The sequence below is a fragment of the Streptomyces sp. NPDC088194 genome (assembly GCF_040702025.1).
Taxonomy (GTDB): Bacteria; Actinomycetota; Actinomycetes; order Streptomycetales; family Streptomycetaceae; genus Actinacidiphila.
On record NZ_JBFBIV010000010.1, the window covers coordinates 103847 to 129226 of the forward strand.

Genomic DNA, 25380 nt, shown 5'->3' on the forward strand with positions numbered 1-25380 from the left:
CCCGCGGAGCGCGAAGGCGGTGGATACGCGAGAGCGAGAGGGAGAGGTACCGGTGGCCACGTCGCACGGCGGCAGTCTGCGGATCTACCTCGGCGCCGCCCCGGGCGTGGGCAAGACCTACGCCATGCTCGGCGAGGCCCACCGTCGGCTGGCCCGCGGCACCGACGTGGTCGCGGCCTACGTCGAGGACCACGGCCGCCCCCGCACCCGCGAACTCCTCGCCGGCCTGGAGTCCGTCCCCCGGCGCCGCGTGGCGCACCGCGGCGCGGAGTTCACCGAGATGGACCTCGACGCGGTGCTGGCCCGCCGCCCCAAGGTCGCGCTCGTCGACGAGCTGGCCCACACCAACGTGCCCGGCAGCCGCCACGCCAAGCGCTGGCAGGACGTCGAGGAACTGCTGCGGGCGGGCATCGACGTGGTCTCCACCGTCAACATCCAGCACCTGGAGTCCCTGGGCGACGTCGTCGAGGGCATCACCGGGGTGCGGCAGCAGGAGACCGTGCCCGACGAGGTGGTCCGGCGCGCCGCGCAGATCGAGCTGGTCGACATGGACCCCGACGCGCTGCGCCGCCGCCTCGCGCACGGCAACGTCTACGCCCCCGACCGGGTCGACGCCGCCCTGTCGCACTACTTCCGGCCCGGCAACCTCACCGCGCTGCGCGAACTGGCGCTGCTGTGGACCGCGGACCGGGTCGACGAGTACCTGCTGCGCTACCGCGCCGAGCACGGCATCGCCCAGACCTGGCAGACCCGCGAGCGCATCGTGGTCGGCCTCACCGGCGGCCCCGAGGGCGCCACCTTGATCCGGCGGGCCGCCCGGATCGCGGCGAAGGGGTCCGGCAGCGAACTGCTCGCGGTGCACGTGGTGCGCTCCGACGGCCTGGTCGGCGCGTCCGCGGGCGACCTCGGCGGGCAGCGCCGGCTGGTCGAGGACCTCGGCGGCAGCTACCACTCCGTGGTCGGCGGCGACATCCCCGCCGCGATGCTCGACTTCGCGCGCGGCGTGGACGCCACCCAGATCGTGCTCGGCTCCAGCCGCCGCAAAGCCTGGCAGTACGTCCTCGGGCCCGGGGTCGGCGCCACCGTGGCCCGCGAGTCCGGCGACATCGACGTGCACATCGTCACCCACGAGCACGTCGCCGGCGGCCGGCCCCGGCTGCCCGGGCGGCTGCCGATCGGCCTGGGCCGGGCCCGCGCGGTCGGCGGCTGGCTGATCGGCCTCGGCGGGCCGCCGCTGCTCACCCTCGCGCTGCGCGCCGGCTCCGGCTCGCCCGGGCTCACCACGCCGCTGCTGCTCTTCCTCACGCTCACGGTCGCCGCCGCCCTGGTCGGCGGGGTCTTCCCGGCGATCGCCGCGGCCCTGCTCGGCTCGCTCCTGCTCAACTACTTCTTCGCGCCCCCCACCCACACCTTCACCATCTCCGACCCGCAGAACCTGCTCGCCCTGGTGATCTTCGTCGCCGTCGGGATCGCGGTCGCCTCCGTGGTGGACCTCGCCGCCCGCCGCGCCCAACAGGCCGCCCGCAGCCGCGCCGAGACCGAGATCCTCGGCTACCTCGCCGGTGCCGTCCTGCGCGGCGAGGACGGCACCGACAGCATCACCGCGCTGCTCGACCGGGTGCGCGAGACCTTCGCGATGGAGTCCGCGGCGCTGCTGGAGTACCACGACGCGGACGCTTCCGGCCCGGTGGACGCCTCCGGCGGGGGCGCCCCTGACGGACTCGCGGGCGCCACCGCGGCGGACGCGGACGGCGGCCCTGACGACGAGGGTGCGGCGCCCGCGGCCGGCAGCGGGGGCCGGGGCGGTCGGGCGGACGCGGGCCGGCGGATCGGTGCCTCGGGCGCCTCGGGTCCCCCCGGCAGCGCGGGAGGGGGCGGCCAGGCCGCACCGGCGCCCGGCGGGGCCGGCCGGGCGGGCGGCGCGGGGTGGCCGGGGCGGCAGGGCGGATGGCGTACCGCGGCCTCGGTCGGGCCGAATCCCGCGGTGGAACCCGAAGGGGCCGACGTGGAGGTGCCGGCCGGCGAGCGGCTGGTGCTGGCGCTGAACGGGCGGGTGCTGCCGGCCCAGGACCGCCGGGTGCTGGTCGCGTTCGCCGCGCAGACCGCCGCGCTGCTGGAGCGCAGGCGGCTGGCCGAGCAGGCCGCCCGGGCGCGCCGGCTCGCCGAGGGGAACCGTATCCGCACCGCGCTGCTCGCCGCGGTCTCGCACGACCTGCGCACCCCGCTCGCCGGCATCAAGGCGGCCGTCACCTCGCTGCGCTCCGACGAGGTGGACTGGAGCGCCGAGGACGAGGCGGAGTTGCTCGCCGGCATCGAGACCGGCGCCGACCGGCTCAACCACCTCATCGGCAACCTGCTCGACATGAGCCGGCTGCGCACCGGCGCGGTCAACGCGCTGCTGCGCGACGTCGCCCTGGAGGAGGTGGTGCCGGCCGCGCTCGCGGAAGTGCCGGCCGACGCCGTACGGCTGGAGGTGCCGGAGGCGCTGCCGCTGGTGCGCGCCGACACCGGACTGCTGGAGCGGGCCGTCGCCAACGTGGTGGAGAACGCCGTCAAGTACAGCCCGCCGGGCGCCCCGGTCGTGATCAGGGCCGACCCGCTGGCGCTGCCGGACGGCACCCGGGTCGAGGTGCGGGTGATCGACCGCGGTCCGGGCGTACCGGAGGAGGCGAAGGACCTGGTGTTCGAACCGTTCCAGCGCTACGGCGACGCGCCCCCGGCCGGTACGGGCGTCGGCCTCGGCCTGGCGGTGGCCCGCGGCTTCACCGAGGCGATGGGCGGCACCCTGACCGCCGAGGACACCCCCGGAGGCGGCCTGAGCATGGTCTTCACGCTGCCCACCGCGCCCGGCGCCACCCCCGACCCCGATCTGCGAGAGGCAGTGCCCGAACGATGACCCGGGTCCTGGTAGTGGACGACGAACCCCAGCTGGTGCGGGCGCTGGTGATCAACCTGCGGGCCCGCCACTACGAGGTGGACGCCGCGCCCGACGGCGCGGGCGCGCTGCGGCTGGCCGCCGCCCACAACCCCGACGTGGTGCTGCTCGACCTGAGCCTGCCCGACATGGACGGCGCCCAGGTGATCCGCGGGCTGCGCGGCTGGACCCGGGTGCCGATCATCGTGCTGTCGGCCCGGCACGCCTCCAAGGAGAAGGTCCAGGCGCTCGACGCGGGCGCCGACGACTACGTCACCAAGCCGTTCGGGATGGACGAGTTGCTGGCCCGGCTGCGTGCCGCGGTCCGCCGCGCGGAACCCGGCACCGGCGCGGGCGCCGACGACCAGGCCGTGGTCGTCACCGACGCCTTCACGGTGGACCTGGCCGCGAAGAAGGTGCACGGCAGCGGCGGCGCCGACGTACGGCTCACCCCCACCGAGTGGCACCTGCTCGAAGTCCTGGTCCGCAACCCCGGGCGGCTGGTCACGCAGACACAGCTGCTCCAGGAGGTGTGGGGCCCCTCCTACCGCTCGGAGACCAACTACCTCCGGGTCTACCTCGCGCAGTTGCGCCGCAAGCTCGAACCCGATCCGGCCCGGCCGCGCCACCTCATCACCGAACCGGGGATGGGGTACCGCTTCGAGCCGTAGCCCTTCCCGGGCCCGCGCCCGGGGCTTCCGCACCGGAGAGACCGGTCGCGGCCTGCCCCGTCGCGGTCCGCCTCGTCGCGGCCAGCGCCGCCAGCGTCCGCGCGAAGCGGGTGCCGGGCGCGAGCGCGGCCACCTCCCTCGCGTCCGCCGCGGTGTCCACGTCGCGCAGCACCGGCAGATCGCGGACGGCCAGCCCCGCCGCGAGCAGCCGGTCACGCTGGGCCCGCCCGGTCCACGGCTTCGACATCGGCACCCCGCGCAGCAGCGCCGGGTCGGGGTCGGCCAGGCCCAGCGCCCAGAACCCGCCGTCGGCCGCGGGCCCGAACCAGGCCGAGCACTCCCGCCAGGCGAACGGTTCCACCGCGGGCCGCAGCAGCTCCGGGGTGAGCTGAGGGGTGTCCATGCCCACCAGCACCGCCGGGCCCCGGCACATCCCGAACGCCGCCGCCAGCCGCTCGTCCAGCCCGCCCGCCACCTGCGGCCCCACCTCGAACCCCGGGGGCAGCCACGGCCCGGGCGCACCGTCCAGCACCAGCACCCGGCGCGTCGCGGGAGTGCGCAGCACCGCCGACAGCGTGTCCGTGAGCGCGGCCCGCGCCAGCAGCGCCGCCTCGTCATGAGAGTGATAGGGCGTCAGGCGGGTCTTGACCCGGCCCGGCACCGGTTCCTTGGCGATCACCAGCAGGGTCGTCATCGCGCACCGGTCCGCTCCGCCGCCGCACGAGCCGCCGCCGGGGCCTGACCGCGCAGCCCGGCGTGCGCGAACTCCCGTACCCCGTCAAGGAATTCGACCTGCGGGCGCCAGCCGATCTCGTCGCGCAGCCGCGCCGAGGACGCCGTGATGTGCCGGACGTCGCCGAGCCGGAACCGGCCGGTGACCACGGGGGCCGGGCCGCCGTGCGCGTCCGCCAGGGCGCGGGCCATCTCGCCGACGGTGTGCGGGGTGCCGCTGCCGGCGTTGTAGGCGCGGAAGGTGCCCGGCGGGCGGCCCGAAACCGCCTCCAGAGCAAGGACGTTGGCTGCCGCGACATCGCGGACGTGCACGAAGTCGCGCCGCTGGCCGCCGTCTTCGAACACCTGCGGCGCCTCGCCGCGGGCGAGGGACGAGCGGAAGAAGGACGCCACCCCGGCGTACGGGGTGTCGCGCGGCATGCCGGGACCGTAGACGTTGTGGTAACGCAGGGCGACCGCACGGCTGTCGGTGGCGCGCGCCCAGGACGCGGCCAGGTGTTCCTGGGCGAGCTTGGTCGTCGCGTAGACGTTGCGGGGGTCGGTCGGCCCGTCCTCGTCGACCAGCCCGGGGGCCAGCGGCGCGCCGCAGACCGGGCACGGCGGTTCGAAGCGGCCCGCCGCCAGCTCCCCGGCGGCGCGCGGGCCCGGCGCGACCCGGCCGTGCCGCGCGCAGTCGTAGCGGCCCTCGCCGTAGACGACCATCGAACCGGCGAGCACCAGGTCGCGCACCCCGGCCGCGGCCATCGCGGCGAGCAGGACCGCCGTGCCGACGTCGTTGCAGTCGGTGTACGCCGGCGCGTCCGCGAAGTCCTTGCCGAGGCCGACCATCGCCGCCTGGTGGCACACCGCGTCCACGCCTCGCAGCGCGCCCGCGACCGCCGCGCCGTCCCGTACGTCGGCGTGCAGCCACCGCGCGGCGGGCAACGGCGGCAGCGCGGGAGGCACCGGGTGGGCGGAGGGCAGCAGGGCGTCGAGGACGACCGGTTCGTGCCCGCGGGCGGTGAGGGCGGCGACGATGTGGGAGCCGATGAAGCCCGCGCCGCCGGTGACGAGTACGCGCATGGCGCCGACCCTAGGGTCCGTGCCCGGCTCGCGGGCGGCCGCGCGCGGGGGCGTCACAGGTCCGTAAGGACCCCGCTTCCGCTTCCGCGTCCTCATCCGGACGGGTCCGCGCGCGCCGGTCCTCGCCCGGGCCGCCGCGCCGCCCGCCACCGGCGCAGCGCGAACGCCGCCCCGGAGGCCGCGAAGAGCGCGGCGGTGATCAGCGCCCAGCGGCCGAGGAAGACGTCCGGGTCCAGCGCGGTCGCCGCCGCGTAGTGCGTCCTGGCCCCGCTGATCAGCGGCCAGTACACGAGCAGGAGCAGCAGGGACAGGAAGGCGGGCACCCGGACGTGGTCGATGACGGCGTTGCGCGGGCCGGAGCGCCGCGCGCCCAGCGCCTTGTGCAGCGCCCAGTCCGCGACCGCGTACGCCGGCAGCAGCACCAGGTCGTGCAGCAGTGCCGCGCCCACCACCCACTTCGCCACGTCGAACCAGTCCCGCTCCAGCAGCCGTTCCGCGGCGTACCCGCAGACCGCGAAGGAGGCGAGGAGGATCAGCAGGTGTGCGGGGGAGGCGCCGTACAGCGCCCGGAACCGCTCGATCGGACCGCGGCGCGGTGAAGCCGGCGTACGGCGGCGGGCAACCGGCTCACGACGGAGGGGAGTTGGCGTACGGCGGTGCGGCATGCGGCCGTTCATGCGCGGGCTCCGAAGGTCGTGGCGCCGAAGGTGAGTTGGCGTACCCACTTGGTGTTCATCACCCCGGGCGCGTTCGGCACGATGATCCGGGCCGGATAGCCGTGGTCGTGGGACAGCTCCGCGCCGTTGACCCGCAGCGCCAGCAGCGAGCGCGGGTCGCGGACCTGGTTGGCGCGCAGCGCGACCGCCCGGAAGGACCCGGACAGCTGCGCGGACTCCACGAACACCCCTGGCGGGTCGGTGGGGTGGCCGACCAGCGCCGCGAGGTCGGCCAGCCGCACCCCCTCCCAGTGCTGGTCCGACGTCGACCAGCCCTCGACGCAGGCGATCGGCAGCGCCGAGCCGTGCCGGGCCATCGCCCGCAGCTCGTCGAGGGTCAGCGAGACCCGCCGGCCGTTGCCGGCGCCGTGCACCACGAGCCGCCAGCCCTCGCCCACGTCCTGCGGGCGGATGTGCGCCAGCGCCGCGGTCTTGTTGATCGGGAAGCCGTTCGGGCCCGTGCCCGGGTCTCGGCCGTGCGGCGCCAGCAGCGCGGTCTCGCGCAGCGGCCCGCCGATGCTCTGGCCCGCGGTGACCACGAACAGCGCCACCGAGCCGAGCCCGACCAGGCCCAGCGCCCCGCGCCGCGACATCGTCGGCGCCGCCGGATGCGTGGAGACCAGGCCGGAGTCGTCGGCGGCCTCCGGCACCGTACGGGAGGCCGGCGTGCGCAGCTCGGCCCTGAAGTCCCGGCTGCGCAGGGCCCGTACGGTCCTCGGCAGCCGCAGCGCGACATGCGCGGCCACCGCGCCGAAGAAGACCCAGGCGCCGTAGAAGTGCAGCGGGTAGAACGAGCCGGGGAAGAGGTAGTCCAGCTGCACGTTCAGCACGCCGGTGACGAACTCGAAGATCCCGCCGCCCACCAGCAGGAGCAGCGACAGCCGGTCCAGCGCGTGCGCGGGCGAGCGGACCGGCGGCAGCGTGAAGAGCTTCGGCACCACCGACCACAGCTTCGCCAGCAGCACCGGCACCAGCACGATCCCGAGCGTGACGTGCACGCCCTGGTCGACCCGGTACAGCCAGTACGGATGCGTCGGCCACGAGAAGAGGTAGAAGCCCAGCAGGCCCTTGCCCGGGGTCTTGTCGTTGACCGGCGACAGGTTCGGGTTGTAGGCGGCGTACGACAGCAGGCCGGTGACGAACAGCACGGGGATGCCGACGAGCAGGACCACACCGAAGACGGAGGTGAGCCAGGGTCCGCGCAGGGGGCTGCGCCAAGGGCCCTGCGGGAGGAGGGAGTTGAGGCGGGCGAGGGGCGAGGTGGGGGTGGGGGTGGGGGTGGGCGTCGCGTCGTCGGCGGGGCGGGGGCCGGAGGCGGGTGCGTCGGCGGCGCGGGGCGGGGTGGGCCCGGGCGGCGGCTGCGGCGCGGCCGGCTGCTTCGGCGGCGGGTGCTCGGAGGATGACTGCGCTGGCGGCGGCTGCGCTGACGGAGGCTGCTCGGGCCGGTCCGGGGTGGGGTCGGAGGGGACTTCCATGGCCCGGACTGTAGGTCCGTGCGGTGCCGGAACCGGGGCTGCGACGTATGACGAAAGTCTGACGTCCTGGTGCGGGGCCGGGGCGCGACCGGTCACGCTGCCTAGGGTGAGGAGGGTGACCCTCACGCCCTCCGACACGCCCTCCAACCTGCACGAGCCCGGCGCCGAACCGCCGCGCGAACCCGGCGAACCCGCTGTTCCCGCCGTGCCTGCCGACCCCGCCGTCCCTGCCGGACCCGTCGCGGCGCCCGCGGCCGGGCGCCGCCGGGACCTCGCCGCCGCCGGCGCCGGACTCGTGCTCTTCGCGGTCGTCGCCGTCGTCGGCACCCGGATCGAGCACCGTACCGGCAAGCTGCACGCGCCCTGGCCGCCGCTGCTCGCCACCTGGGACCCGCACGTCGGCCCCGGCACCCCCGCCGCCGTCGCGGTCGCCGTCCTCGCGGTCGGCTACGGGCCCCGGCTCGCCGAGCGGCTGCCGTGGCGGGCGCTGCCGTGGGCCGCGTGGGCGGCCGCCATGGCCTGGACGTGGTCGCTCGCGCTCGTGGACGGGTGGCGGCGCGGTGTGGCGAACCGGCTCACCACCCGCAACGAGTACCTCGTCGAGGTGCCGCGCTTCCGCCACGCGGGCGCCACGCTGCGGGACTTCACCCACCACATCCTCATCGGCTCGCCCGGCAACTGGAACGCGCACGTCGCCGGGCACCCGGCCGCCGCGGTGATGACCTTCGTCGGTCTTGACCGGATCGGGCTGGGCGGCGGCGCCTGGGCGGGCGCGTTCGTCATCACCACGGGCGCGTCGGTGGCCGCCGCCGTCCTGGTCGCCCTGCGCGCGCTCGGCTCGGAGCGCGCCGCGCGGACCGCCGCGCCCTTCCTCGTCCTCACCCCCGGGGCGGTGTGGGTCGGCGCCTCCGCGGACGGCTACTTCGCCGCCGTCGCCGCCTGGGCGCTGGCGCTGTCGGCGCTCGCCGCCACCGCCGGATCGCGGTCCCGGCGGGCCGCCGCCGCGCTCGGCAGCGGGCTGCTGCTCGGGCTCGCGCTCTACCTCTCCTACGGGCTGACCCTGCTGGTCGTGCCGGTCGTCGCCCTGCTCTGGTCCACCCGCACCCTGCGGCCCCTCCCGCTGCTCCTGCTCGGCGCCCTCGTCGTGCCGGTCTGCTTCACCCTGGCCGGCTTCGACTGGTGGGACGCCTACCGCCTGCTCAAGATCCGCTACTACCAGGGGGCGGGCGGTGACCGGCCGTACTCCTACTGGCTCTTCGGCGACCTCGGCACCGTTCTCGCGGCCGCCGGCCTCGCCTCCTTCGCGGGCCTGCGCCGCGCGCTCGCCGCCGGTCCGGGCGCGCTGCGCGCCCCGCGCCGCCCCTCCGAGCCCGCACGGCCCTCTGGGCTCGCCAGGCTCGGTCGGGTCACCGGCTTCTCCCGGGCTTCCGGGTTCTCCGGGCCCTCCCGGCTCGACCCGGTCCTCCTCCTGCCCTGCGCCATGCTGCTCGCGCTCCTCGCCGCCGACCTCTCCGGCATGAGCAAGGCGGAGACCGAGCGGATCTGGCTGCCCTTCACCCTCTGGCTGCCCGCCACCGCGGCGCTCCTCCCCGCCCCCGACCGCCGTGCCTGGCTCGCTGCCCAGGCCGTCCTGGCCCTCCTGCTCAACCATCTCCTCCTCACCTACTGGTGAGGGCCAGGCGCCCTTCGGCCAGGCACCCTTCGGTCCGCCGTCCTCCGGTCAGGCGCCGTCCCTCGGTCCGCCGTCCTGATCATCCGCCTCGCGCGACAGCTCGCGTGCCGCTCGGAGGACCTTCGCCAGGCCGCTGAGGAGGGCTTCGCGTTCGGCCTCGGTGAGGCCGGCGGTGACTTTCTCCTCGATCAACCGCCTTTCCGCTTCCACCGGTTCACGCAGCGCGCGCCCGGCGTCGGTGAGCCAGAGGCGGACGAGGCGGTTGTCGCGGTCGTCACGGCGACGGGTGAGCAGCCCGGCGGCGGTCATCCGGTCGGCCATCTTGACGACGGTGGGTGTCGTGACGTTGAGCGCGGCGGCGACCTCGCCGGGCGTACGGCCGTCCCGCTCCCACAACGCGGCGAGCAGGTGGTTCTGGCCGACGTGCAGCCCATGGCGCCGCATGGCCGCGTCGGCCAGGGCCCGGAGCGCCTTCGACGTACGGCCGTGCAGGTCCAGGAACTCCGACATCGCGGCCCTTCGGTGGGGTGCGGGAGCCAACGCCCGCCGCACGCAGATCAGTTGACGGCTAATCATTCACCGGCTAACGTCTTTCTGAATTCGCTAGACGGCAAACGACTTTGAGGAGCCATGATGATACTGGTCACCGGTGCCACCGGGAACATCGGCCGGGCGCTCGTCCGTGAACTCGACGCGAGGGAAGCGGAACTACGCATCCTTGTCCGCGACCCCGCGCGCGCCGCCGGACTGCCCGAGCGCGCCGGGCGCGCGGTCGGCGACCTGGGCGAACCCGCCACGCTGGCCCCCGCGTTCGCCGGCGTCGACCGGCTCTTCCTGCTCACCCAGGGCATCGGCACCGACTACACCGCCGCGGCCCTCGCCGCCGCTGAGGCCGCCGGGGTGCACCACATCGTGCACCTGTCCTCTTTCCACGTCGGCTTCGACCCGATGCCCGCGATGGGGCGCTGGCACCACGAGCGCGAGCTGCTCGTCCGCGCCTGCGGCATCCCCGCCACCTTCCTGCGCCCCGGCGGCTTCATGACCAACGCGCTCGACTGGCTCCCCACCCTCCGTGCGGGCAACTACGTCCTGGACCCGATCGGCCCGGGCCGCCACGCGCCGATCGACCCCGCGGACATCGCCGAGGTCGCCGCCCTCGCCCTGACCGAAGCCGGCCACCAGGGCCGGGAGTACGCCCTCACCGGCGACGAGACCTTCACCGTCGCCGAGCAGGTCCAGGTCATCTCCCGTACGGTCGGCCGCGCCATCGAGGTCCGCGCCGCCGCCACCCCGGCCGAGGCCGTACGGTCCCGCTTCCCGCACGGGGCGCCCCCGGCGCTGGCCGACGCCGTCACCGAGAGCCTCGCCCTCATGCGGGCCGACACCGTCGGGTTCCGTACGGACACCGTCCAGCGACTGCTCGGACGCCGCCCCCGCACCTTCGCCGACTGGTGCGCACGTCACGCCGACGCGTTCCGCACCGCCCCCGCCCCGGCCTGACCCGGACCCCGGTCCAGGCCGCAACGGCGGGTCCGGGCAGGCGATTCGTGCGGGGGTGGGGCAGCCGATAAGGTGCCAGGTCACGGCCGGGCAGCCGGGCCCGCGCCGACGGGTCAGGAGGAACGCGTGGCACAGATCATCGCCGAGGTCTCAAGGACGTTCAACGAGTTCCTGCTGCTGCCGAACCGGACCCGGACCGACTGCTCGCCCGCGACGGTCGACCTGTCCACGCCGCTGGTGCGGCATCGCGTGGGGGAGCGGTCGGCGATCGAACTGGGGTCCCCGTTCACGTCCGCGATCATGCAGGCGGTCAGCACCCCGGAGCTCGCGATCGCGCTCGCCCGCAACGGCGGGCTGAGCTTCCTGCACCACAACCAGTCGGTCCAGGACCAGGCCGCGGCGGTCCGTCAGGTGAAGAACTTCAAGGCCGGGTTCGTCACCAGCGACACCAACGTCCGCCCGGACGACAGCCTGAGCCACCTGGTCGCCATCATGCACCGCACCGGGCACAGCACCGCCGCGGTCACCGACGACGGCACCGCCACCGGCCGGCTGCTCGGGCTGGTGACCTCCCGCGACTTCCACCCGCAGCGGCACGACCTCGACGGGCCGGTGAGCGGTCGGATGACCGCCATCGCCGAACTGCCGCACGCCGCCGCCGACATCACGCTCTCCGAGGCCAACGCCCGGCTGTGGGACCAGCGGCTGGACTGCCTGCCGGTGCTGGACGACGAGGGCCGGCTGCAACACCTGGTGTTCCGGTCGGACTACGCCGACAACAAGCGCTTCCCGCACCAGGCCGTGGACTCCGCCAAGCGGCTGCGGGTGGGCGCGGGCATCAACACCCACGACTACCAGGAGCGCGTCCCCGCGCTGCTCGAAGCGGGCGCCGACGCGCTGTGCTTCGACTCCTCCGACGGCTTCAGCGACTGGCAGGCGCAGGCCCTGACCTGGGTGAAGAAGCACTACCCGGAGATCCCGACCGGCGGCGGCAACGTGGTCGACGGCGAAGCCTTCACCTTCCTCGCCGAGGCCGGCGCGGACTTCGTCAAGGTCGGTGTGGGCGGCGGCTCGATCTGCATCACCCGCGACCAGAAGGGCATCGGACGCGGCCAGGCCAGCGCGGTGCTGGACGTCGCCGCGGCCCGCGACTCCTTCCGCGACCGCACCGGCGCGTACGTGCCGATCTGCTCCGACGGCGGACTCGTGCACGACTACCACGTGGCCCTGGCGCTGGCGATGGGCGCGGACTTCGTCATGATGGGACGCTACTTCGCCCGCTTCGACCAGGCCGCCGGCGCGAAACTCCCCACCCGTGACGGCTTCGTGAAGGAGTACTGGGGCGAGGGCTCGAACCGGGCCCGCAACTGGCAGCGCTACGGCCAGGGCGGCGAGGGGCTGATCTTCGAGGAAGGCGTCGACGGCTACGTCCCCTACGCCGGCGACCTCGACGAAGGGCTCGCCCTGACCATCGCCAAACTCAAGACGACCATGGTCTCCTGCGGCTCCGCCACGCTGCCGGAGTTCCAGTCCACGGCCCGGCTCACCCTGGTCTCCGACCAGAGCTTCCAGGAGAGCCACGCCAGCGTCACCCTGCGGGACACCCCGGCGACCATCGCCTGAGCGGCCGCGAGGAGCCCCGGACCGCGGGGCGTTCGGGCATTCGGCGCGCGTCAGGTGCTCGCGGGTCGGCTGAACGCCCGCCGGGTGTACGGGAGAAGGGCACACAGGGCGGGCGGAGGGGCCGGGCGCCAGACGAGGGAGAGATGGGTGGGGGCGGCGGCGCCGTCGAGGGGGTGGGCGACCAGCCGGTCGCGATAGCGCTCGGCCATGGACGCGCTGAGCACCCCCACCCCGAGCCCGCGCGCGGCGAGGTCCGCGATCGCGTCGGCCGCGCTCGCCTGGAAGGCGATCACCGGATGCAGCCCGCCCGCCGCGCACGCCCGGTCGAAGACGGTCCGCAGCCCGGTCCCGGGCGGCATGCAGATGATCGGGTACGCGGTGACGTCGCGCAGCGCGAGCCGCCGCCGCCCGGCCAGCGGGTGGTCGGGCGGTACGGCGGCGACCAGCCGCTCGCTGATGAGGGTGAGCGCCTCCAACCCGTCGGGCGCGGCGCTCGCCGTCCCCACCAGCGCGAGGTCGAGCGCGCCGGACCGCACCTGCTCGACCAGCCGCTCGGAGTTCTCCTCCAGCAGCGCGATCTCGACGCCCGGGTGCGCGCGATGGAAACCGGCGAGCGCGTCGAACAGCGGGGTGAGGGTGCAGCCGATGACCATCCCCACCGCGAGCCGCCCGCGGATCACCTCCGTGACCTCGCCGACGGCCTGCGTCACGGCGCCGACGGCCGCGAGGGCGGCCCGCGCGTGTGCGAGCGCGGCCTTGCCCGCGACCGTGAGCGTCACGGCGCGCGCCGAACGGTCGAACAGCTCCGCGCCCAACTCCTGCTCCAGGCGGCGGACCTGCGCGCTCACCCCGGACTGGCTGATGTGGACACGCTCGGCGGCCCGCGTGAAGTTCTGCTCCTCCGCGACCGCGACGAAGTACTCCAGCTGCCTCAGGTCCATGACTGCTGATTCTAGCTCGCATCACCACCATGTGTTGGACTTCTGGCCGTGGCCGGACCACGCTGGGAGGTGGACACGGAAGCGGAACCACCACGCAGCAGCCGTACGAGAGGAGAACGCCATGCCCCAGTACGCCAAGGCGATGCGCCCCGAGGACATCACCCGCCTGTTCGTCGAACGGTCCAACGCCGGTGACGCGGACGGGGTCGCCGCCCTCTACGCGCAGGACGCGGTGCTGGCGTATCCGCCCGGCGGGCAGACCGTCGGACGCGAGGCGATCAGGGCGCTCTGGGCGAAGGTGCTGGCGAACCGGCCGCACTTCGCGCCCGAGGAGCCGCTGCCGACGCTCGTCAACGGGGATGTCGCGCTCACCTCCACGGCTCCCCGGGACGGGGCCGGCGCCCGCGCCCAGGTGGTCCGGCGCCAGCCTGACGGCAGCTGGCTCCGTATCCTCGACCAGCCCGAGTTCGTCACCCCGGAGGGCTGACGGGGACGGGCGGCGGGCGGTCGGGATCGGCCACTCGACCGGCGGCCTGGTGGTGACCGCGCTCGTCGACGAACGGCCCGGCCTGGTGGGCGCGTTGGCGCTGATCGACACCGGCCACGGCACGACGCCTTCATCCCGGACGGGCTCGCGGGGCGGCTGGTGCTCGCTCCGGTCCTCGGGCCGCTCCTGTGGCGGGCCCGCACCGACGGTCTGATCCGCCGCGCGCTGAGCACGGGCTTCAGCCGCCCCGGCTACGCGATCCCGCTGCAGATCGTGGACGACGCGCGGGCCATGACCCTGCACGGGACGGTCGCGACCGGGCGGGGCTCCGAGGAGTTCCTGCGGCGGCGCGCGGTCCCGGCGAGACCGGCGGCCCTGGCGAAGCCGCTGCTGGTGCTCTTCGGCGAGCAGGACCACCGCTGGCGGCCGTCTTCCGCCGCCGACTGCACGGCGGTTCCGGGCGCGCGGGTCGAACTGCTGCCCGGCCTCGGCCACTCACCGATGCTGGAGGACCCGCAGCGGACCCTCGCCCACCTGCTGCCCTTCCTCGCCGCCCACGCTCCGAGCCCGAACTAGCCTTTCCCGCCGGGGGCGTTGCGGGCCGGCGGGTGGTCGGGCCAGGTGACCGCGTACGCCGGGTCGCGGCCCGTGCCGGCGCGGACCCAGCGGAGCAGTTCACGGACGATGCCCGCGTTGCCCATCGCCCATCCGGTCAGCGGTTCGAGCGCGCTCGGAGTGGCCCGGTGCTCGACGTTCGACCAGCGGGCGCCGCCCGCGTCCACGGTCGCCCGGGAGACCAGGTCCGCGACGAGCACGTCCGCGAACGCGAGCCCCGTGCCTTCCTCGACGTGCCGGTCGCAGGCGAGCGCCAGCACCCCCGCCGTCCCGCAGCAGCGGCCGCTGTTGTCCCAGAAGCCGGGCCGTGACCGCTCGGGCAGGCCGGAGCGGGTGACGGTGGACCAGCACCGGTCGGCGAGCGCCGACCACGCCGGGTCGCCGAGGACCTCCCGCAGCAGGCGGAAGACCTGCGCGTCGCCGGCCGGGCCCTGGCACCAGCCGTAGCTGTACCGCTCGATACGGTCCGGCTGGTCCTGCGGGTCGGAGTGCGGGACCAGGAAGCCCTCCGGGCCGGCCTCGTTGCGGGCCACGACGTCCGAGGCGCCGGCTGCCGCGAGTTCGACCAGGTCGGGGCGGCTCGCGGCCCGGCCGACGGAGGCCAGGGCGTGGACGACGCCCAGCGTGCCGTGCGAGAGGTGGTGCTGCCGGGCGGCCCTTCCGACCCGCGTCTCCCAGTGGACGCCGGCCGGGGTCGGTTCCGCCGTGCGCAGGTAGGGCGTCACCGCGAGCACGGCCAGTTCGACGTCACCCGTCGCCAGCGCGCCGAGGGCGATTCCGGCGTTGCCGCCGAGCAGGTCGAACTGCGGTCCCCAGCGCGTCCCGTCGAACCGGGCGCGCACCCGGTCCAGGGCGCGGTCGGCGGCGGCGCCCGCGGCCGTGTCGCCCAGCACGTCGTGGACGGCGCGCAGCGCGACGGCCATCCCGGTCAGGCCGAAGTACAGCGAGCTGAGCTCCCACTCCCCGACCGCGGCGGCGATGCTGCGGGCACCGCGCACGGCGGCGTCGCCGTAACGGTCGTCGAGAAAGTGCCCGCGCGCCTCCAGGAGGGCCAGCACGATGCCCGAAGTGCCGCTGTACAGGGTGGGGTTGAGCTCGTCGTCACTCGGCCTGGTGGTCCAGGCCAGACCCCCGCCGGTGCCTCCGCCCGGGTCCGTACCCTGACCGCCGCCCGGGTCCCCGTCCGCGGTACTTCGCGAGCACCCCAGGAGCCAGTCGAGCGCCCCGGTCGCCAGCGCCTCGGCGTCATCCGGTCGAGTCGTCGCCACGGCACCCACCGTACCGGCGGGTACGCTCCGCATCGACAGGTTGACGTGTCGACCGAGGAGGAGCCCCATGCCGCTCATGCCCGACGGGTGGGAGGAGGGGCTGCTGCCCCGCCTCACCGAGCTGTACAAGGACCTGCACGCGCACCCGGAACTGTCCTTCCAGGAACGGCGGACCGCGGCAAAGGCGGCGGAGCTGCTCGCGGCCGCGGGGTACGACGTGACGACGGGTGTCGGGGGCACCGGGGTGGTCGGGGTGCTGGCCAACGGCCCGGGGCCGACGGTGATGCTGCGCGCCGACATGGACGCGCTGCCGGTGCGGGAGGAGACCGGCCTGCCGTACGCGAGCACGGTACGGGCGCGGGCCGAGGACGGCGAGCAGGTGCCGGTGATGCACGCGTGCGGCCACGACATGCACACCGCGTGCCTGGCGGGCGCGGCGACGGTGCTGGCCGGGGCGAGGGCGGAGTGGTCCGGCACGCTGCTGGTGGTGTTCCAGCCCGCCGAGGAGCGGATGCGCGGCGCGCAGGCGATGGTCGAGGACGGCCTGTTCGAGCGGTTCCCGCGCCCCGACATCGTGCTCGGCCAGCACGTCGGCCCGCTGCCGGCCGGGTGGATCGGCTACCGCGAGGGCACGGTGATGGCCGGCGCCGACACCGCCGTCATCCGGCTGTTCGGCCGGGGCGGCCACGGCGCCCGGCCCGAGAGCACCGTGGACCCGGTGGTGATGGCCGCCGCGACCGTGCTGCGGCTGCAGGGGATCGTCGCCCGCGAGGTGCCGCCGCAGGAGTCCGCGGTGGTCACGGTGGGCCGGCTCCAGGCGGGCAGCAAGGAGAACGTCATCCCCGACACCGCGGAACTGGGCATCAGCCTGCGGTCGTACAACGACGAGATCAGGCGGCTGCTGCGGACGGCGGTGGAGCGGGTCGCGCGCGGGGAGTCGCTGGCCGGCGGCGCCACCCGGGACCCCGAGATCACCTGGGACACCCCGGCGCCGGTGCTGGTCAGCGACCCGGAGGCGACCCGCGCGGTGGTGGCCGACCTCGCCGGGCACTTCGGCGCCGACCGGATGCTGCCGATGCCGCTGGTCACCGCGAGCGAGGACGTCGGCCGGTTCGGTACGGCCGCGCAGGTGCCGACGGTCTTCTGGTTCTGGGGCGGCCTGGAGACCCAGAGGGTGCTGGACGCGCTGGCCGACGGCACCTTCGACCAGCTGCCCGGCAATCACTCCCCGCGCTTCGCGCCGCTGATCGACCCCACCCTCGGCGCGGGCGTCGAGGCGCTGACCGTGGCCGCCCTCGGCCGCTTCGCCGCCGCGAAGCCCTGACCGGGACGGGCAGTTGCCGGGGATCGGGCATCGCGGCCGTGGTGTCCGGCCCGGCCGATAGGCTGCGCGGGTGAACTCCGGACAAGCCACCTTCAGCAGTGCGGTCGCCGACTTCGAGGCAGCCGTGCGGGCCCGCGACTCCCAGGCGTCGGGAGACGCGTTCGGGCTGCTCCAGCAGACCTTCCACGACGCCGACGACGCCGAACTGGCCGCCGTGGCACCCCGGTTGGCGACGCTTCTGCCCGAAGTGCCGCCGGGGCCGCGGTCGGTGGTCGCGGTCGTGATCGGCGCGGCCGTGGAGCGCGGCGCCGACCCGCTCGCCTGCGCGCCGACCGTGCTGGCCGGGGTCGGCGAAGCCCTCGCCGGCGCCGAGGAGTTCACCACCCGGTGGGCGGCCACCGGCGGCGGCGACCTGCCCGACCCGGAGCACTCCGACCCCGAGGACGCCGTCTTCGACCGGGTCGGCCAGCCCGCCACCGAGGCGTGGTGGACGCTGCCGCAGTGGGAGATGGCCGCGGTCGCGGTCCTCAACCACAAGCCGGTCCGGCTCGCCCTGCCCGACCGCGCCGCGCTGATCGACGCCGCCGAGCGGGTCGGCGACGCCACCGGCGGCGGCCTGAAGTACCTGCGGTACATGCTCGCCGTCCTGGACGACGAACCGCTGGTGGTGCTGCACCGCGAGAGCGGCACCGGCTACCGGGTCCGGATCAGCGGCCTCGGCGACAACTTCCAGCTGCACACGCTGCTGGCCGGCGAACTCGTCGGCGGCGGCCACGTCCCCGGCACCGCGCCGAGCAACCTGGCCGTGGCCGTCTGCCGCGCCGGGACCGGCGACACCGACACCACCGGCTCGTTCAACCTGGTGGCCCCTGACGGCACCTGGATCTGGAACGAGGGCATCCCCGCCGACATCCCCGTCGTCGACGGCGTGCGCCTCCTCGTCCTCGACCCCCCGCCGTACGAACGCGCCTGGCCGGCCGGCCGCCTCTTCTCCAACATGCCGGGCGACCTCGTCCTCGAAGCCGCCCTTCCCGCCTCGGAAGCGGCCGAGTGGCTCGCCAGGACCGCCCCGGCCAAGGACGTGTGACCGCGCGTTCCGGGGCGCTTTGCGCCTGTCGGGCGAATCGGCCGCCGGCGCGGCGTCGGGGGCCCCGCGGGGCCGCCATACTGGGGGCCAGGCAGGGTCCGGTACGGTTCTCCGCCCGGCGACGGCGTGGAGGACCGCCGCCGCACGGGTGGCGCGGGGCGGAACGGAAAAAGGGGACTGGGACAGGAGTGAGGCCGGTGCAGCGCATCAACTTCGACGATCCGGACGTCGGCAAGGACGAGGATCTGCGCGTCGTGTATCGGAACGAGCTGTACACCGGAGAGGTGGAGGAGTTCGCCGGCGAGGCCCGGGTCGCGCTCAGCACGTACCGCGAGGGGGTGCCCGACGGCCCGACCGTCGAGTGGTACCCGGACGGCACCCTCCGCTCGAAGGGCTCGCTGCGGATGGGCCAGGTGGTCGGCGAGTTCAAGGACTGGCACCCCAACGGCGTGCTCGCCGTCAGCCGGGTCTTCGACGAGCGCACCACCCTCCTCGAACACTACGAGTGGGACCGTGACGGCCTGCCCACCATGACCTGGCGCATCGCCGACCAGGCGACGGAGCACTCCGCCTGGTAGCGGCCCCGGGAACGCACGAGCGGTGCCGGTCGGGTTCGACCGGCACCGCTGCTGTGTGCGCGAGGCGGCTGCCTACTGGACGGTGACCGCCACGTCCGCGTCCTTCGCGGGGGTGCCCGTCGGGTCCTTGGCGCTCGCCGTGAGGGTGTGCGGGCCGGCGGTGAGGGCCTGGGCCTGGGACGGGGTGCAGGTCCAGGTGCCGTCGTCGGCCGCTGTGGCGGCGCAGACGGGCGTGGAGTCCTCGGCGGTGACGGTGACCTGGGCGTCGGGCTCGCTGGTGCCGGCCAGCGCCGGGGTGGCGCTGACGGTCGCGCCCGGCGCGGGGGAGGTGAGGGTGACCGGCGGGGCGAAGGCGGCGGTGTCGGGCACCCCGTCGCCGGTGATCTTCACCGCGACGCTGTGCACGGTGACCTGCCCGCCGCCGTTGCGCAGCCGGAAGTCGGCGGCGGAGTGCTGCTGCCCGCCGAAGTAGGCGTCCGCCACGGTCACCGTCGCGGTCTTCCAGGTGTTGCTGCCGGTGAGGGCGATGGCGGGCGCGGACTTGTAGGGGTTGGCGGTGCCGTCGTCGTACTGCACGTTGAACGAGCCGGCGCCCTGGTCGTAGTAGGAGACGGTGAACTCGGCGGTGTAGAAGCCGGCGTGGGCGACGGTGTCGTCGATGTCGAAGTAGATGTTGGAGTCGGTGCTGGTGCGCGCGGACAGCCCGTCGACGACCGCGGCGGTGGTCGGGCCGTCGAAGCCGCCGGAGGGGGTCTCGTCCTCGCTCATCCCGTAGGCGTGGTTGGTGGCGCCGACCACCGCGCCGACCACGGCGGTGCCGGGCGGCAGGTCGGAGGCGTCGAAGCCGACCGCGGCCGAGGCGTCGCCGGTCAGCCCGGTCGGGTCGGTGACCGTCGCGGTGGCGGTCTGCCGCCCGGCGGTGAGCCCGCCGTCGGGGGCGCAGCTCCACGCGCCGCCCGCGTCGGCGGTGCCGGTGCACAGCGTGCGGTCGCCCTCGTGCACCGTCACGGTGCCGTTCGGGACGGCCGTGCCTGCGAGCGCGGCGTCGAGCTTCACGGTGCCGCCGTCGCGCGGGGTGGTGATCGCGGGCGCCGGCGGGAAGGCGCGCCGGTCCGGCACCCACGCGCCGGTGACGGCAACGGCCGCGCTGTGCACGGTGATCGGGGTGGCCGAGTGCAGCCGCAGGTCGGCGCCGGCGCTTTGCAGCCCGCCGAAGTAGGCGCCGGAGAGCGTGAATTCGGCCGTCTTCCAGGTCTTGGTGTCGTGCAGCGCCACGGTGGTGGCCGCCTGCTGGTAGGGGTGGCGGGGGCCGGCGTCGTACTGGAGCGCGAGCGTGCCGGTGCCGGCGTCGTAGTAGGAGACCGTCACCTTCGCGTCGTACGTCGCGGTGGCGGCGGTGTCGTCGGCGATGCCGAAGTAGAGGTCGCTGCCGGTGGAGTTGGTGCCGGTGCCGGTGGTGCGCGCGGTCAGGCCGGCGACGGTGCCGGCGGTGGTGGTGGCGCCGGCCGAGCCGGTGTCGTCGAGCTGGGTCAGCCCGAAGGAGGCGTTGCTGTCGCCGAGCACGGTGCCGACGGTGGACGTGCCGGAGGTGGTGGCGTGGTCGAGGCCGATCTGCACGCCGCCGAGGTGGCGTGCCGCGGTCGGGGCGCTGCCGGTGACCGGACGGTACGGCAGGGCCGTGGTGGGCGCGGCGACCTGCTGGACGAGGTACGAACCGCCCTTGTGGACCGGCACGTCGAGCAAAGCGGCGGTGCCGGCCTTGACCACGGTGCGGCCGGTGCGGCCGTCCACGACCTCGACCCGCTGACCGGGCCAGGGGTTCTTCACCTTCAGGGTGCCGGTGCTGCCCGCCTCGATCGCGGCGGTGACCAGCTTGCCGTCCTGCACCTGCACGTCGGCCTTGTTCTGGTGCTGGAGGTAGACGCTGCCGCTGCCGTCCCAGTCGCTCGGCCAGGCCGGTGCGAAGCGGACGATGCCGTCGTAGTCCTGCGCGAGCGCTTCGTCGACCGCGGTCGCGACGCCCGACTCCTGCTCGATGTAGGGCTGGTAGCCGACGCTGTTGCCGAGGTCGGCGAAGCCGTTCGGGTAGACCTGGTGTCCCTCGGTGATGGAGACGAGGTCGGCGTGCACCTCGGCGGGGTCCTGGAGCCGGGCCGCGTCGATCGCGTCCATCGACCAGTCGTTGCCGCCCTTGTTGGGCCGGTGGTCGTACGAACGCTGCTCCAGCGCGAAGAGGTCGGTGTCCTGGTCGCTGACCGTGTTCCACGGCCACAGCGGCTCAAGCTCGATGTTCTCGCCGTTGCGGCGCTGGGCGGCGGGCTCGTAGGAGATCGCGATCATGTCGGTCCCGGTGGCGTCCGCGGCCTGCGTCTGCGCCTGCGAGTAGTCCGGGTTGAGCAGTTGGGTCCGGGTGGCCTGGTCGGTGCGCGGGTACGGCGGGATCTGCGTCTCGGCCTTGGCGACCTGCTGGAGCAGTGCCGCGTCGGTGGTCTTCGCGGTGCCGAGCGCCTGCGCCGCCTGCGTGATGATCGGGAACAGGGTCCGGTCGACGGCGATGTCGGTGGTCGGGTCCTGCACCGCCCACTGCGTCTCGTGCGCGTTGGCGTCGGCGTGCAGCAGCCCGTCCTTGCCGACGGTCTGGTACGCCAGTTGGAAGGCGAGCGTGGACTTCATGAAGGGGAAGTACTTCTTCAGCGCGGCCTTGTCGCCGGTGGCCTGGTACTGCTCCCACATGTACAGCGCGACCTCGGGGCCGCTGGAGATGTCCAGCGCGTTCCAGTTCGGCGAACTGGCCTCGCTGCAGGACGCGTTGGCGCCGGGCGTCAGGTCGCCGCCGTTGCCGTTGAAGCGCATCGTCTCCGGTACGCAGGAGCCCGGCAGGCCGCCCATCGCGGTCTTCGTCCACGCCTCGATCTGCGGGGTGTCGTCGGCGTACATGTCGAAGATCGGCGTGTTCAGGGCGTAGTTGCCCGACGACATGTTCGCCGAGATCTGGGTGCGCAGGTTCCACAGCCAGTACGCGGACGGGGTCCAGGTCTGCTTGTCCTTGTCCCACGCGAACATGTCGGCCTCGCCGGCCTGGCTGCCCGGGAGGATGCCCTTCTTCATCGACGCCGCCTCCTCGTAGAGGTACAGCGTGCGCAGGTTCTCGATGTAGGCGGCGCTGCCGTCGGCGGAGTCCATCTCGACCAGGCCCGAGTGCGTCCAGTAGCCGTCCCACCACCGGTCCTGGGCGGCGAGCAGGGACGTCTCGCGGGCGGTCGCGTCGCCGCCGATCACCGCGGCGGCGGTCGTCGCGGGCGTGCGGGTGGCGGTGCCGCCGGCCCAGCCGGGGGCGGCGACCACGACGCGGAAGGTGCCGTCGGCGTTCGGCTTGAAACTCGTGCTGATCCGGGTCGGGCCCGCCACGGTGGTGCTCACCTGGCGGCCGCCGGCGGTGAGCGCGGCGAGGGTGCCGAAGGTCTTGCCGCTGCCGCCCGAGCCGCCGTCCACCCAGGTCTCGGCGAGGGTGCCGGTGCGGCCGGTGACGGCCGCGGCCGGCTTGCGGGGCGACCACAGGTCGATCGAGGCGGTCTGGGCGATCGACGGGTCGGCGCCGGAGACGTCGACGACCAGTTCGTCCTTGCCGGCGGCCACCCATGCCTTCAGCGACATGCCGCCGCCGGACTCGCGCAACACGCCGTCGCTGACGTCGAGCCGGCCGTGGAAGTCGGCGGCGTGCGAGATCACCGACAGGCCGGGGATGGTGAGCTGCCCGGGCGACTTGCGGTCCGGCATGGTGTCGGACCGGTTCAGCTGCGCGGTGAAGCCGTCGGCCGCCCAGGCCGCCACGCCCAGCGAGCCGTTGCCCAGCGGCATCGACGCGGTCGGGTCGGTGTCGGGGGAGCCGAGCACGATGTCGGAGCGGGACGCCACGCCGGTCGGGTCGAGGTGGAACGCGCCCTGCCGCCAGGCGGTGCCGGCCGCGGTCCCCTTTCCGGTGCCTGCCGTGCCTGCCGTGCCTGCCGTGGCTGCCTGCGCGCCGGCCGCGCCGGCCAGCACGCTGCTCGCCAGCGCGGCGAGCAGCGCCGACCAGAGGGCGAGACCCCGCCGTGACGGAGCTCTTCGACTACGGGAGATGACCTGCACGTTGCCCTCCAGGGCTGCACGACGCTTGGTGAGCGTCCGGCTTGGGTTCGTTCCTCGGTGCTCCAGCAGTGCTCCGATGAATACGCCATCACCTAGGCGTAGTTGACGGGAGCCATCGCGCTCGCCTCGCGACGGTGCCCATGAACATCGGATGACTGCCGTTGTAGTCCATCGATGTCATCGCCGTAAAGACCTCGGTGCGCTCCGGATCGCACCATCCGGCCACCGGGTGGTGCCGTCGGGCCGGCATTCCTGTCGCCGAGGCAAGTTGTATAGCCAACTTTGCCAAACTGCTGGTCGTCACTTGGCGGATGTTCACCCGGAGTTGGTGTCCGCTCGCTTCGATGAGCGGGCTGGGGGCTGCTGCCTCCGGTCCCGATCTCCGAGTGTTCACACCCGTGTAAGGAGCTTCATGGACCGCGATCCGATCACCCCGAGGCCCGAGTCCGAGCCTGGCGACGAATCCGCGACGGCCGGCGCCAGCCGCCGCCGGTTCCTCCAGGGCACCGGCGTCGCCGCGGGGACGCTCGTGCTCGGCGGGACCGCCGCGGCGGGCAGCGCCCAGGCCGCCGCGAAGCCGGCGGGCGCCCACGGCGCCGCGAAGCCGGCGCACGGAAAGCCGCACGGCTTCCACGGCGACATGTCCGACCTGAAGCACGTGGTGATCCTGATGCAGGAGAACCGGTCGCTCGACCACTACTTCGGCGCGTTCCCCGGCGTCCGCGGCTTCAACGACAAGCAGGCGCTGCGCTTCCAGGACGGCACCACCGTCTTCCAGCAGAAGGACGGCAACGGCAACCTCGTCACCCCGCAGGTCGACGACGGCGCCTGGGGCAACGACCACGGCGCCTGGGGCGACGTCGCCCACCGCACCTGGGACCAGTGGGTGCGGCACAACGGCGCCAGCTGCATGAACTACCACAGCGACGGCTACATGGGCTTCTACCACTCGGTCGCCGCTCAGTACACCATCGCCGACCAGTACTTCTGCTCCGAGTTCGGGCCGACCGACCCCAACCGGAAGTACCTGTGGAGCGGCACCGCCAACAGCGAGACGGGCAACGTCGACGAGTCGAACTACTCCCGTCCCTGGATCACGGTGGCCGAGCAGCTCCAGCAGGCCGGCATCGACTGGCGGCTGTACTCCGACAACAGCGGCGACGGACGGCAGGGCTACATCAGCTCCTGGGTCGGCGACTACGGCGACAACGAGCTGAAGTACTTCAAGGGGTTCGACCCGGAGGGGCTGAACGCCGACGACCCGAAGCTGCGACCCGGCACCGGCCTGATCTGGCGCGGCAACGCCACGTACTACGCCGGTCATACCGCGCCGGACGACGACTCCGACCAGAACCTCGACGCGGTCCTGAAGAACTTCCACGACTCCTGTCAGCCCGGCGCGGAGCACCCGCTGCCGGCGGTCTCCTGGATCGTGGCGCCGTACGGCTGGTCCGAGCACCCGGGCGCGGACAGCCAGCACGGCGAGCGCTACGTCAAGAAGGTGCTCGACAGCCTGCAGAGCAACCCCGACATCTGGAACCACACCCTCTTCATCCTCAACTACGACGAGAACGACGGGAAGTTCGACCACGTGCTGCCGCCGTGGCCCGAGGCGGGCACGGCGCGCGAGTACGTCGGCGACTACCCGCTCGGCTTCGGCGCGCGGGTGCCGATGCTGCTGGTCTCGCCGTGGACCCGCGGCGGGCACGTCGCCTCGGAGGTCTTCGACCACACCTCGACGATCACGTTCCTGGAGACCTGGGCGGCCCATCTGGGCAAGCCGTTCCGCAGCCCCAACATCAGCGACTGGCGGCGCTCGATCGCGGGCGATCTGACCAGCGCGCTCGACTTCGCCCACCCGCAGCCGGGGCCCGCCACCTTCCCGGACCCGCTCGCCGAGCAGCCGGTGTCGGTCGCCGCCGGCCACATGAAGCCGCGCCCGCTGAGCTTCCACCCGCACGCCACGGTCTCGGTGAACCCGGCGACGGGGAAGGTCACCGCCACGATGACCCTGACCGGCGGCCCCAAGGACAAGGCGCTGAGCTTCCAGGTCTTCCCCGACAGGTACCAGGCGTTCACCAGCACGCCGTTCACCGTCACCGCGCACAAGCCGCGCGAGTACACCTGGGACGCCAACGCCACCGGCGGCGAGTACGCGTTCTCGATCTACTCCAACGACGGCTTCGTGCGCTCCTTCGCCGGCCGGGTCGCGCCCGCCGGCAAGGGGCACGCCGCCCTTCCGCGGGTGGTGGTCGACCTGGTGAAGGGCGAGGCCCGGCGCGAGGCTCAGGTGAGGCTCACGTTGCACAACGACGGCACCGAGCCGGTGCGTTACACGCTCACCCCGCACGACTACCTCGGCCGCACCCAGCAGGTCACGGTGGCCCGCGGGAAGACGAAGGTCGTCAGCTGGCCGACCCAGGAGGGCTACTACGACGTGGTCGTCACCGCCGACGCCGACGCCGCCTGGACGCAGCGCTACGCCGGCCGGATCGCCACGACCACCGTGCCCAGGTAGGAACGCCGGCGGTACCCCAGCGGCACCCCAGCGGTACCCGGCAGGCCGTGGCCCGGCGCCACGGCCTGC

General features: G+C 74.3%; 19 protein-coding genes. 11 read left to right on the plus strand and 8 right to left on the minus strand.

Annotation, left to right across the window (positions count from 1 at the left end):
* The first annotated feature begins 52 nt into the window (after positions 1-52).
* A complete protein-coding gene (locus tag AB0399_RS07905; RefSeq protein WP_366410627.1) occupies positions 53-2896 on the plus strand; it encodes a DUF4118 domain-containing protein in 2844 nt (947 codons plus the stop codon).
* The gene (locus AB0399_RS07910) at positions 2893-3585 is read left to right on the plus strand and encodes a response regulator (RefSeq protein WP_329371059.1); all 693 of its coding nucleotides are present in this window, start codon (positions 2893-2895) and stop codon (positions 3583-3585) included. The genes AB0399_RS07905 and AB0399_RS07910 overlap by 4 nt, the downstream gene beginning before the upstream one ends.
* On the opposite strand, the gene AB0399_RS07915 is transcribed toward AB0399_RS07910, so the two are convergent.
* The 4 genes from AB0399_RS07915 to AB0399_RS07930 all read right to left on the minus strand — a co-directional run bounded on the left by AB0399_RS07915 (position 3548) and on the right by AB0399_RS07930 (position 7570).
* Positions 3548-4279 (minus strand): DUF2064 domain-containing protein, encoded by a 732-nt coding sequence (locus AB0399_RS07915; RefSeq protein ID WP_366410628.1) that lies wholly within the window; start codon positions 4277-4279, stop codon positions 3548-3550. The two genes, AB0399_RS07910 and AB0399_RS07915, sit on opposite strands and share 38 nt — an antisense overlap.
* Positions 4276-5379 (minus strand): NAD-dependent epimerase/dehydratase family protein, encoded by a 1104-nt coding sequence (locus AB0399_RS07920; RefSeq protein WP_366410629.1) that lies wholly within the window; start codon positions 5377-5379, stop codon positions 4276-4278. Before AB0399_RS07920 ends, AB0399_RS07915 begins: the two co-directional genes overlap by 4 nt.
* A 92-nt stretch (positions 5380-5471) precedes the next feature.
* Entirely contained in the window at positions 5472-6056 is a 585-nt protein-coding gene (locus AB0399_RS07925; RefSeq protein WP_366410630.1) for a hypothetical protein, read from the minus strand.
* Positions 6053-7570, minus strand: coding sequence for a molybdopterin-dependent oxidoreductase (locus AB0399_RS07930; protein ID WP_366410631.1), 1518 nt, complete (start codon positions 7568-7570; stop codon positions 6053-6055). Before AB0399_RS07930 ends, AB0399_RS07925 begins: the two co-directional genes overlap by 4 nt.
* Before the next feature lie 205 nt (positions 7571-7775).
* Here AB0399_RS07930 and AB0399_RS07935 point away from each other — a divergent pair, with 205 nt between their 5' ends.
* Positions 7776-9242: a hypothetical protein gene (locus tag AB0399_RS07935; protein WP_366410659.1), complete on the plus strand. Its 1467-nt coding sequence runs from the start codon at positions 7776-7778 to the stop codon at positions 9240-9242.
* Positions 9243-9290: 48 nt separating this feature from the next.
* Here AB0399_RS07935 and AB0399_RS07940 read toward each other — a convergent pair whose 3' ends face one another.
* The gene (locus AB0399_RS07940) at positions 9291-9752 is read right to left on the minus strand and encodes a MarR family winged helix-turn-helix transcriptional regulator (protein ID WP_366410632.1); all 462 of its coding nucleotides are present in this window, start codon (positions 9750-9752) and stop codon (positions 9291-9293) included.
* A 120-nt stretch (positions 9753-9872) separates the two neighbouring features.
* On the opposite strand from AB0399_RS07940, the gene AB0399_RS07945 reads away from it, so the two are divergent.
* Positions 9873-10742, plus strand: coding sequence for an NAD(P)H-binding protein (locus AB0399_RS07945; RefSeq protein WP_366410633.1), 870 nt, complete (start codon positions 9873-9875; stop codon positions 10740-10742).
* Positions 10743-10868: 126 nt separating this feature from the next.
* Positions 10869-12365, plus strand: a complete 1497-nt coding sequence (locus AB0399_RS07950; RefSeq protein ID WP_366410634.1) for an IMP dehydrogenase — start codon at positions 10869-10871, stop codon at positions 12363-12365.
* Between the two features lie 50 nt (positions 12366-12415).
* On the opposite strand, the gene AB0399_RS07955 is transcribed toward AB0399_RS07950, so the two are convergent.
* Positions 12416-13306: a LysR family transcriptional regulator gene (locus AB0399_RS07955; RefSeq protein WP_366410635.1), complete on the minus strand. Its 891-nt coding sequence runs from the start codon at positions 13304-13306 to the stop codon at positions 12416-12418.
* A 121-nt stretch (positions 13307-13427) separates the two neighbouring features.
* Here AB0399_RS07955 and AB0399_RS07960 point away from each other — a divergent pair, with 121 nt between their 5' ends.
* Positions 13428-13793 carry a nuclear transport factor 2 family protein gene (locus AB0399_RS07960; protein WP_366410636.1) on the plus strand — a complete coding sequence of 122 codons (366 nt, stop codon included), beginning with the start codon at positions 13428-13430 and terminating at the stop codon, positions 13791-13793.
* A gap of 159 nt (positions 13794-13952) precedes the next feature.
* Complete coding sequence (locus AB0399_RS07965) at positions 13953-14369, plus strand: alpha/beta fold hydrolase (protein ID WP_366410637.1); 417 nt, start codon at positions 13953-13955, stop codon at positions 14367-14369.
* Here the strand turns inward: AB0399_RS07965 and AB0399_RS07970 are convergent.
* Positions 14366-15676, minus strand: coding sequence for a lanthionine synthetase LanC family protein (locus AB0399_RS07970; RefSeq protein ID WP_366410638.1), 1311 nt, complete (start codon positions 15674-15676; stop codon positions 14366-14368). The two genes, AB0399_RS07965 and AB0399_RS07970, sit on opposite strands and share 4 nt — an antisense overlap.
* 67 nt (positions 15677-15743) lie before the next feature.
* Here AB0399_RS07970 and AB0399_RS07975 point away from each other — a divergent pair, with 67 nt between their 5' ends.
* The 3 genes from AB0399_RS07975 (at position 15744) to AB0399_RS07985 (ending at position 18665) form a co-directional block, all read left to right on the plus strand.
* On the plus strand, positions 15744-17000 hold the full coding sequence (locus AB0399_RS07975) for an amidohydrolase (RefSeq protein ID WP_366410639.1): 1257 nt from the start codon (positions 15744-15746) through the stop codon (positions 16998-17000).
* Positions 17001-17070: 70 nt separating this feature from the next.
* Complete coding sequence (locus AB0399_RS07980; RefSeq protein WP_366410640.1) at positions 17071-18087, plus strand: hypothetical protein; 1017 nt, start codon at positions 17071-17073, stop codon at positions 18085-18087.
* Positions 18088-18284: 197 nt separating this feature from the next.
* Positions 18285-18665, plus strand: coding sequence for a hypothetical protein (locus AB0399_RS07985; protein WP_328462155.1), 381 nt, complete (start codon positions 18285-18287; stop codon positions 18663-18665).
* 72 nt (positions 18666-18737) lie between these two features.
* Here AB0399_RS07985 and AB0399_RS07990 read toward each other — a convergent pair whose 3' ends face one another.
* Positions 18738-22793, minus strand: a complete 4056-nt coding sequence (locus tag AB0399_RS07990) for an Ig-like domain-containing protein (RefSeq protein WP_366410641.1) — start codon at positions 22791-22793, stop codon at positions 18738-18740.
* A 412-nt stretch (positions 22794-23205) separates the two neighbouring features.
* On the opposite strand from AB0399_RS07990, the gene AB0399_RS07995 reads away from it, so the two are divergent.
* Positions 23206-25311 carry an alkaline phosphatase family protein gene (locus tag AB0399_RS07995; RefSeq protein WP_366410642.1) on the plus strand — a complete coding sequence of 702 codons (2106 nt, stop codon included), beginning with the start codon at positions 23206-23208 and terminating at the stop codon, positions 25309-25311.
* Positions 25312-25380: the final 69 nt, after the last annotated feature.